Source organism: Nostoc sp. CHAB 5715 (assembly GCF_020829685.1).
Lineage (GTDB): Bacteria > Cyanobacteriota > Cyanobacteriia > Cyanobacteriales > Nostocaceae > Nostoc.
The window spans coordinates 1-10,393 of sequence record NZ_JAIVFR010000139.1 but is presented as its reverse complement, the minus strand read 5'-3'; the positions used below and the strand labels follow the sequence as shown (position 1 = coordinate 10,393).

The following is a 10,393-nucleotide window of genomic DNA, read 5'->3' as shown; positions in this document are numbered from 1 at the left end:
CACAGTAACAATGTCATACAACCATACGACTCGGCCATCAGCAGCACTCAAACAGAGCGAAAAACGGTTAAAGACACTCACAGCAAAAGCCCGAGTGATTCCATGGGAGGTAAATGCTACCACCGGAAATTTTACTTATGTAGGGCCCCAAACCGTTGAGATTCTTGGCTATCCATTGTCAGACTGGTACACCGATGATTTCTGGGCAAAACACATGCATCCAGAAGATCGGGAGTGGGCTATCGAGTATTGCCTAGAATCTTCTTTCTCACTGAATAATTACGAATTTGAATACAGAATGTTGGCTGCTGATGGCAGAGTCGTATGGTTGTATGACATTGTTAATGTGGTGCGGGATGAGAATGGGCCGCAGCTATTACATGGATTCATGATTGACATTACCGATCGCAAGCAAGCAGAGCAAGAACGCGAACAATTGCTTGAGCGCGAACAAGCTGCACGCGCCGATGCCGAAGCTGCAAACCGCATCAAAGATGAATTTCTCGCCACACTCTCCCACGAACTCCGCACACCCTTAAACGCCATATTGGGCTGGACGCAGCTACTTAGGAATCGCAGGTTTGATGAAACTACTACTAGCCGAGCGCTAGAGACAATTGAGCGTAACACCAGATCCCTAGCTCAACTAATCGAAGATGTCTTAGATGTCTCGCGGATTATTAGAGGGACACTCCATCTAAATATTCATCGGGTAAAACTTGCACCACTTGTAGAGGCAGCAATCGATACTGTGTACCCAGCAGCCCGGGCCAAAGAGATTAGCATCAACTGTAAATTTGAGCCGGAAGTAGGGGTAGTTGTGGGTGATGCCAACCGCTTGCAACAGGTTGTGTGGAATTTGCTCTCCAACGCCGTTAAGTTTACACCCAAGGGGGGAAGAGTTGATGTGCAATTGGAGCGCATTGAATCTTGCGTGCAAATTCGGGTGAGCGATACAGGAGTAGGAATTGCTGCCGAATTCCTGTCCCATGTATTTGAACGTTTCCGTCAAGAAGACAGTTCGATCACGCGATCGCATGGTGGACTAGGATTAGGGTTAGCGATCGTCCGCCACTTGGTAGAATTACACGGCGGCACAGTCTCTGCCGAAAGTCCAGGAATTGGCCTGGGCGCAACATTCATTGTCAATCTGCCAATGAAAGCCGTTTATGTAGAGACTAATACCGCAGAGCAACTTTCATCTGTTGGAGATACCCAAGGGGTTAATAATTACCTGCCAAACCTAGATGGCTTGCGGGTGCTGATTGTTGATGATGAGGCAGACGCGCGTCATTTGCTCACCACGATTCTGGGACAGTATGGGGCCCAAGTCATGGCTGCTCCATCTGCAAGTGATGCACTGCTTGCCCTGCAAGAATTTCGCCCCCATATACTGGTAAGTGATATTGGTATGCCACAAGAAGACGGCTACACACTAATTCGTCAAGTCAGGGCGCTACCAACAGACCAAGGTGGGCGGATTCCAGCAGTGGCGCTGACAGCCTATGCTAGGGCCGAAGACCGCACGCAAGCGCTGTTAGCAGGCTTTCAACTCCATGTCCCCAAGCCAGTCAATTCGGCCGAGTTAGCAGCTGTAGTTGCCAATCTCACCGGACGTACTTGAATAGTTTAAGAAAAATTAAGACTTACGCACTTTACAAATGCATCGTGATGTGAATTAACGAAAATGGGTTGTTTCAGGCTTTTCTTAATTATCTTGCGTAAGTCCTAAAAACTTTAGTTGTAGGTTGAGAGCCACAACTAAAGCAGAAAATTTGTATTAGCGGAAAATGTACTAAATACAAGCAAAAAAGCCGGAAAAGTTACCTGTCTTCTCCGGTTTTTGTTTCAATGCCACCTAGTTAAACGTAGGAACAATAGCTACTTTCTATCTTAAAAAATTACTAGTAGCAGTTTATACTTAGGTTGTCTCCACAACAGTTGGTGTTGGCACAACAATTGGTTTTGGCACAACAATTGGTTTTGGTAAAACAGTTATTAAGGAAGATTTAGGGTGTGTCCCAGCATCCTCGGTTTTGGGTACGGTAGGAACGGTCTCTCCAATACCTCCTTTACACCTTTCTTCTTCTTTACTAAGCTCCGTCAGAGTACTTAATTCTAAAATTTTAATAGCCATTCCTTAAACCTGTAAAATTAAAACTTACATAAAAAATGTATAGCAAATGCATTGATATATCAATATGTTTGTTTAACTTTTTTAGACGCACTATGATCTGTAACGCCCCACTTTAGGGACTGACAAAAATTAAATTACTCAATTCCTGTATCCAATACGACTATCCGATTTCTTCTCCCCCTGCCTGACAGGTGTAGGTTTATTACAAAGAAGGCAGGAGGCAGATAGCGCCGGCGGCAAGCGAGTCCGCGAGCGTCGGGCAGTTCGAGCTTACGGAAAGAAGTATGAATAAAAACTTTAGTTCTGGGTCATTGCCCAGTTTAAAAGAAGAATTGTATCGAGACGCATAGCGCAATTTGCATTGCGTCCAAGATCCAATCCCATGTTTTTAAACGTGGGTTCCGTAAGCTCGAACTGCCCGGAGGCGGAGCATCTCCGGCTTTGCTCCTATCTCCTGCCCAATGCCCAATGCCCAATGCCCAATGCCCAATGCCCAATGCAAATTTTCTAACGTTTGTTAACTAAGATATTGTCTTGGGAATCATAACGCTAGTATACAGAGATTTTCGTAAAAATTTATGAGCGCAAAAGTTGATGGAATTATAAGGATCGCTGGATACCAAATCATAGAGCAACTTTATTCAGGTTCTCGTACTCAAGTGTATCGGGCAGTACGAGAATGCGATACCTTCGGTGGGCTTCGCCAACGCCTACCAGTTGTCATCAAGCTCTTAAAACAAGAATACCCAACTTTTAACGAATTAGTACAGTTTCGCAACCAATATGCGATCGCTAAAAATCTAGATATTCCTGGCATTATCAAACCCTACAGCCTGGAAGCCTATCACAATGGCTATGCCCTGGTAATGGAGGACTTTGGTGGCATTTCCTTGCGGGAATTTACTCAAGGAAAAACACTGACATTAGAGCAATTTTTACCCATTGTTCTGCAACTGCTAGACATTTTACATCGGTTGCATCAACAGCGGGTCATTCACAAAGACATTAAACCAGCCAACATCCTGATTCACCCTGACACCAAACAAGTTAAGCTGATTGATTTTAGTATTGCCTCACTCCTACCACGAGAAACCCAGGAGATCCAAAGTCCCAACGGGCTGGAGGGAACGCTAGCTTATCTGTCGCCAGAGCAAACCGGACGGATGAACAGGGGCATTGACTACCGCAGCGATTTCTATTCATTAGGTGTAACTTTCTTTGAGTTACTGAGTGGACAACTGCCCTTTGAATCCCAGGAACCGATGGAGTTGGTGCATTACCACATTGCGAAACTTCCACCCAACGCCAGCGATTTCAACCCCGATTTGCCCTTGATGCTGAGTGAAATTATCCGCAAACTGATGGCGAAGAACGCGGAAGACCGCTATCAGAGTGTGCTAGGGCTTAAACATGACCTCGTTACTTGCTTAGAACAGTGGCGAGAAACAGGCAAACATACCTGGTTTGATTTGGGACAGCGAGATATTAGCGATCGCTTTCTCATCAGAGAAAAACTCTACGGACGCGAATCGGAAGTACAGACGTTACTGGAAGCATTTGGTAATGTTGCCAATGGTGGCTCCCAACTGATGCTGGTGGCAGGTTTCTCTGGCATTGGCAAAACCGCAGTTGTCAATGAAGTGCATAAGCCGATTGTGCGGTGGAATGGCTACTTCATCAAAGGCAAGTATGACCAATTTAACCGCAACATTCCTCTGTCTGCTTTTGTACAAGCCTTTCGTGATTTGATGGGACAGTTGCTTAGTGAAAGCGATACCCAACTAAAGCAATGGCAGAGTAAGATTTTAGCGGCAGTTGGCGAGAACGGGCAACTCTTGATCGAGGTGATTCCTGAACTGGAGCAGATAATCGGTAAACAGCCTGCGATCGCTGAATTATCGGGCAGTGCGGCACAGAACCGTTTCAATTTGCTGTTCCAAAAGTTTATTCAAGTCTTTACCACACCAGAGCATCCGTTGGTGATGTTTCTCGATGATTTGCAGTGGGCAGATTCGGCATCGCTCAATTTGCTGAAGCTGTTGATGGCCCAGAGCGATTGCGGTTATCTATTCGTTATTGGCGCATACCGCGATAACGAGGTATTTGCAGCTCATCCCCTCATGTTGACGCTAGATGAAATTGAAAAGGAATCTTCTGGTGTCAACACTCTGACTCTATTTCCCTTGAGTCAAGCAGATGTGAACCATTTAATCGCCGATTCCCTCAGTTGTGCAACAAGCCAAGCATTGCCGTTGACAGAGTTAGTTTATCAAAAAGCTAAAGGCAATCCCTTTTTCACAACTCAGTTTTTGAAAGCGCTACATGAGGATGGGCTGATTACCTTTGATTGGGAGGGAGGTTTTTGGCAGTGTGATGTAGCGCAAGTGCGATCGCTTGCTCTCACCGATGATGTAGTGGAATTTATGGCACAACAGCTTCAGAAATTGCCCGATATCACTCAAGATGTTTTGAAACTGGCAGCTTGTATTGGCAATCAGTTTGATTTGGCGACGTTAGCGATCGTTTCTGAACAATCCCAAATCGAAGCTGCTGCAAGTTTATGGAAAGCCTTGCAGTCAGGTTTGATTTTACCCCAAAGTGAAGTTTATAAGTTTTATCAACAGGAGTCATTTGTCAATAGTCATACCCTGCGGCAAGGCGAACCGCCTATGTCATTTGTAGACGATCAAAAACAAATGACCAATGACCAAGAACAAATGACAGTTACTTATAAGTTTTTACATGACCGGGTGCAACAAGCGGCATACTCCCTGATTCCCAGCGATGAAAAACAAGCCGTTCACTTGAAGATTGGACAGTTACTCTTGAGTAATACCCCCGAAAGCAACCGGGAAGAACGCATTTTTGAAATCGTCAGTCAACTCAATGTGGCAGTTGAATTGATTACCCAATCAGCAGAACGGCAAGCCCTCGCGCAGTTCAACCTGATGGCAAGTCGCAAGGCAAAAGCGGCGACCGCCTATACTGGCGCCTGCAAATATGCCCAGGTGGGCATTGGGTTACTCGCTCAAAACAGTTGGCAGCATCAGTATGAGTTGACCCTAGCACTCCATCAAGTCGCCACAGAAGCCGCCTATCTGAGCGGTGATTTAGAGCAGATGGCAGCCAATGCCTGTCTTGTCCTGAACCACGCCAAAACCCCATTAGATCAAATCAGCGTTTATGAGGTGAAGATTGAGGCATTCACCGCTCAGGGTCATTTTACTCAAGCGATCGCGGCGGCACTTGCCATCTTAAAGCAATTGGGAGTGGAACTGCCCGCAGCGCCTACCCAAGACGACGTGGCAACTGCCTTTAGTACCGTCTCAGAGGCGATTGGAGAGCGGTTACCTGGGGAGTTACTCAACCTCAGCCAAGCAACGGATGTGACTATCGTGGCAGCAGCTCGAATTTTGACATCGGCAGCACCCTGTGCTTATCTGTCTGTGCCACTGCTGTATTTACTGGTGATTTTAAAAAAGGTTTATCTGTCCGTCGTGTATGGCAATGAGTCAACCTCGACCTTTAGCTATGTCTCTTATGGAATATTAATGTGTGGTGTGTTCGGAAACGTTGAATTAGGTTATGAATTCGGTCAGTTATCCCTTGATTTGCTAGTCCCTTATCAAAATTCCGAATTGAAGGGGAAAACTTTATTACTAGTCTATTTGTACACAAGGCATTGGAAAATGCACCTGCGTGAGACATTACAACCCTTGCAGATGGCCTATTGTACCTGTTTAGATGTAGGCGATTTGGCTTTCGCGGGCTACTCTGCGTATAACTACGGTTTTTACTCCTATTTTGCCGGACAGAATTTAACGCAACTGGAGTCGGAAGTTGCCGGATATTGTGAAGCACTCAAGCACCTCAAGCAAAATCTAACTCTGACCTATTGCCAGTTGAGTCAACAAATTTTGCTGAATTTGATAGGCAATGCAGATAACGTAGTAGTGTTCAGCGGTGCAGCCTACAATGAACAGCATCAACTTCCATTACATGAAGCAGCAGGCGATCGCACCGGATTAGCATTGCTGTGGATTAACAAACTGGTTGTGTCCTATCTATTTTCAGAGTTTGAACAAGCCGTAGAACAGGCTGGGCAGGCAAGACAGTATTTGGATGCTGTCCTGGCTTTTTTATATGTACCCATCTTTCATTTCTATGAGTCTTTAGCTCAATTAGCATGGTTTGAGCAACTTTCAACCCTAGAACAGCAGCAAATGAAGGAATGCATCGCTGCCAATCAAGAAAAACTCAAATACTGGGCAACTCATGCGCCGATGAATTTCTTGCACAAGTTTCATCTAGTCGAGGCGGAACGAGAGCGAGTGCAAGGCAACAAAGCCCAGGCAATAGATTTGTACGATCGCGCCATTGTTCTTGCTAAAGAAAACGGTTACATCCAAGAAGAAGCTCTGGCCAATGAACTAGCCGCCAAATTTTACCTCGATTGGGGCAAACAGCGCATAGCTGGGGAATACATGACTCAAGCCTACTATGGTTATGCTCGTTGGGGCGCTAAAGCCAAAGTCGCCGACTTGGAACGACGCTATCCCCAACTCCTCGCCCCCATCCTTGAGCAAACCCGTTCTCCCTTCTCAACTAACGAAACTATCTTCCCCTTGAAAAGTGTTACCTCCACCAGTTTTGCCACTTCCAGTAGTAGCGTCTCTGTTGCTTTAGATTTAGCTGCCATTCTCAAAGCTTATCAAACCCTTTCTGGGGAAATCGAACTCGAAAAACTGCTAAAAGCATTACTGCATATCGTCATTGAAAATGCCGGAGCGGATAAGTGTGTGTTCATGCTTTTGGAGTCAGATCGTTTGCTAATTCAGGCGTTAGCACAGCTTTCCCTGAGCAGTGTACAGAAACAGGCTGCTAAAGTCGATTTTTACCCAATGTTGCTCAACCCACAGTCTGTTGAAGACTCTGTTGATGTGCCAGTGGGCTTAATTAATACCGTCAAACGCAGCTTACAACCAAAAGTGATTATTGATGCCACAGTGCATCCGCAATTAATTAATGACCCCTATATTCAACGACAGCAGCCCAAAAGTATCTTGTGTTGCCCGATTTTGCATCAAGGTAAGTTGCTGGGCATTTTGTATCTGGAAAATAACTTAGTAACCAAAGCCTTTACGAGCGATCGCGTCGAACTGCTAAACTTACTTTGCGCTCAAGCTGCAATTTCTCTGGAAAATGCCCGACTTTATCAAAATTCTCAAAACTATGCTCAACAGTTAACACAATCTCTAGCAAAATTGCAGGCTAGTGAAATCCGCTTCCAAAATTTGGCGAATAATATTCCTGGTATGGTGTACCAATTCCGTTTGGGGGCTGACGGTTCAACTTCAACACCCTACGCTAGCTCTGGCTGTTTCGATTTATATGGGTTAGAGCCAGAGTCAGTGATGGCTGGGACGCATAACCTTTACGCCATGCATCATCCTGACGATCAACCAGCTATTACCCAAGCGATCGCCTACTCTGCCGAAAATCTCACACCGTTTGAGCAAGAATGGCGCATTATCCTGCCTTCAGGAACCGTGAAATGGATTCAATCTGCTGCTCGGCCAGAGCGACAAGCCGATGGCTCAATCATTTGGGATGGAGTGGTGATTGATATTAGCAATGGCAAACAGGCCGAAGCATCTCTAGCCAAAGAACGAGAGTTTTTGAATGCCATCATTCATAATATTACCGATGGGATTGTTGTTTGCGATGCTAGTGGTAAATTAACTTTATTTAACAAAGCAACTCGTGAATTTCATGGCTTACCAGTAGAATCATTACCAGCAGAAAAATGGACAGAACACTTCGATCTCTATCAACTGGATGGTCAAACACCCCTATCAAAAACGGAAATTCCTCTGTTTCGCGCCTTGCAAGGGGAAATCGTCGAAAATGCCGAAATGGTAATTGTGCCGAAGCATGGTTCTAAAAGAATTTTATTAGCAAGCGGACAAGCGATCATCGATCTTTCAGGTAACAAACTCGGTGCAGTAGTTGTGATGCGAGATATTAGCGATCGCAAACAATCAGAACTTGCCTTACAGCAAAAATCTCTTGATTTGCAACAAGCACTAATCGATCTACAAAATGCCCAATTACAAATAGTCCAAAGTGAAAAAATGTCAGCACTGGGTAATTTAGTTGCTGGTGTAGCTCACGAAATGAATAATCCTCTCGGTTTCATTGCTGCCAGTCTCAAACAAGCCAAACCCACTATTGCTGATATTTTTGAACATCTCAGACTTTATCAAAAAAGTTTACCCAGCAAAAATGAAAAAATTCTTGACCATGCCGAAGAAATTGACTTGGATTACAGCTTAGAAGACTTGCCTAAGATGATTGATTCTATGTCTATGGCGTGTGAAAGATTAAAAAATATTAGCACCAGCCTCCGCACTTTCTCCCGTGCTGATAGAGATTATAAAGTGCCATTTCACATCCACCAAGGTATTGATAGCACGATTTTAATTTTGAAACATTGTCTGAAGGCGAACGAACAGCGTCCTGCCATTGAAGTAGTCAAAAACTATGGAAATATCCCCGAAATTGAATGTTTTCCTGGTCAATTAAATCAGGTATTTATGAATATTTTAGCCAATGCTATTGATGCTTTAGAAGAATCGAATAATGGACGCTGCTTTGAGGATATTCAGCTTAAGGGGAATCGAATTATAATTACAACTTTCCTAGAAGAAGATTGGATAAAAATTATCATTGCTGATAATGGTAAGGGAATGACTGAAGAAGTAAAAGAAAAGATTTTTGACCATTTATTTACGACTAAAGCTGTCGGTAAGGGGACAGGATTAGGACTTGCGATCGCTCATCAAATTATCGAAGAAACCCACAGTGGCAAACTTCTCTGCACCTCTGTATTGGGACAAGGAACAGAATTTGTCATTACATTACCAGTTCGTTCAGGAGTGCTGAGTGTTGAGTAACCCCATAGCTCAAGTCTCAACGCGCTGCTTACTGCGCCAGCCTTGGGTTAACCTATAAGCCAATCGCTTGATTTTGTGGAAATTTATCTGTTAAGACAAGCATGGGAGAGAAAAAAGCTTAATCCAAGCGTAATAAAAAAATTCTGGGAGCAATAAAATCGAGAGCATACTTTGATGCGACAAATAAGCGATCGCCCGTCAAATTATTGTCGCAAAACATGGCAAAGCAATCGCGGGAAATTCCCAATTTGGCAACGTCGTTTCGCTCCGAATTCAAAACTTGTACTGAGCTTGTCCTGAGCGTAGCCGTTGGCGCAGCCTCTCGTAGAGAAGGGCGTAGCCGAAGTATTCAAAACTTGTACTGAGCTTGTCCTGAGCGTAGCCGACTTGTACGCTCGCTGCGTCGAAGTAAGGGCGTAGCCGAAGTATTCAAAATTCACGCATTACAATCCCCATACTTCAACAAGACTTCGGCGTGAGCGCTCAGTGAAACGCTCAGTAACCATAAATAAATGGTGTTGTTGGTCAATTGATACAAGATATTGCACCTTAATGCCATTCTTTAATTATGAATTAGTAATTATTCTGTCATTCCCAGTCTATGACTGGGAACAAGGCAAACTCCTAATTCCTGTACAGACGCGATTAATCGCGTCTCTACTCCTAACTCCTAACTTTTTACACCTTCCCCGCCACCACCGAGTCTTTCTTCAAAAGTTCCACTGCTGCTTGATATTGCAGATCCGCTTTCGTGCCAATCTGTTCGCGGTTAATTGGGTCTTGGGAAATCACTTGATCTGGCTTAATACCTAATTTATTGATATCCCGGTGTTGAGGAGTTTCATACTTAGCAATTGTGACTGCCAAGCCCGAACCATCTGATAATTCAAATAAAGATTGAATTAAGCCCTTTCCAAAGGTGGTTTCGCCTACCAACTGGGCACGACCATTATCTTGGAGTGCGCCAGCAAGAATTTCACTAGCACTGGCAGTTCCTTGATTCACCAAAATCACCAGAGGATCGGTCGTCAGGGGTGGCCCAAAGGCTTCAAAACTACCTTGAATGCCTTGTCGGTTCACAGTGTAGACAATAGTACCAGAGTCTAACCATAGACGGGCGATTTCAATTCCTGATTGTAATAACCCCCCAGGATTATTTCGTAAATCTAGAATGTAGGCAGCAGCGCCTTTTTTTTCTAGACTAGAAATAGCGTGTGCCAATTCCGTTGAGGCGTTGGCATTGAATTGAGTAAGCCGAAGGTAGCCAATGGGCGTACCCTCAGGAGAAACACGCAAATCT

Annotated in this window: 5 protein-coding genes; 2 read left to right on the top strand and 3 right to left on the bottom strand. The window is 44.6% G+C overall.

Features of this window, described 5'->3' with window-relative positions; translation table 11 throughout:
• A partial coding sequence (locus LC574_RS10120; RefSeq protein WP_229453402.1) for an ATP-binding protein occupies positions 1–1,624 on the top strand: 1,624 nt, incomplete at its 5' end.
• 297 nt (positions 1,625–1,921) lie between these two features.
• On the opposite strand, the gene LC574_RS10115 is transcribed toward LC574_RS10120, so the two are convergent.
• A complete protein-coding gene (locus LC574_RS10115; protein ID WP_229453401.1) occupies positions 1,922–2,137 on the bottom strand; it encodes a hypothetical protein in 216 nt (71 codons plus the stop codon).
• 578 nt (positions 2,138–2,715) lie between these two features.
• Between LC574_RS10115 and LC574_RS10110 the strand changes: the two genes are divergently transcribed.
• Positions 2,716–9,093, top strand: coding sequence for an AAA family ATPase (locus LC574_RS10110; RefSeq protein ID WP_229453400.1), 6,378 nt, complete (start codon positions 2,716–2,718; stop codon positions 9,091–9,093).
• A 118-nt stretch (positions 9,094–9,211) separates the two neighbouring features.
• Here the strand turns inward: LC574_RS10110 and LC574_RS10105 are convergent, their stop codons facing one another.
• Positions 9,212–9,370, bottom strand: a complete 159-nt coding sequence (locus tag LC574_RS10105) for a hypothetical protein (protein WP_229453399.1) — start codon at positions 9,368–9,370, stop codon at positions 9,212–9,214.
• Positions 9,371–9,771: 401 nt separating this feature from the next.
• Positions 9,772–10,393 (bottom strand): S41 family peptidase (locus LC574_RS10100; protein ID WP_267871479.1); only part of this gene is annotated, 622 nt, incomplete at its 5' end.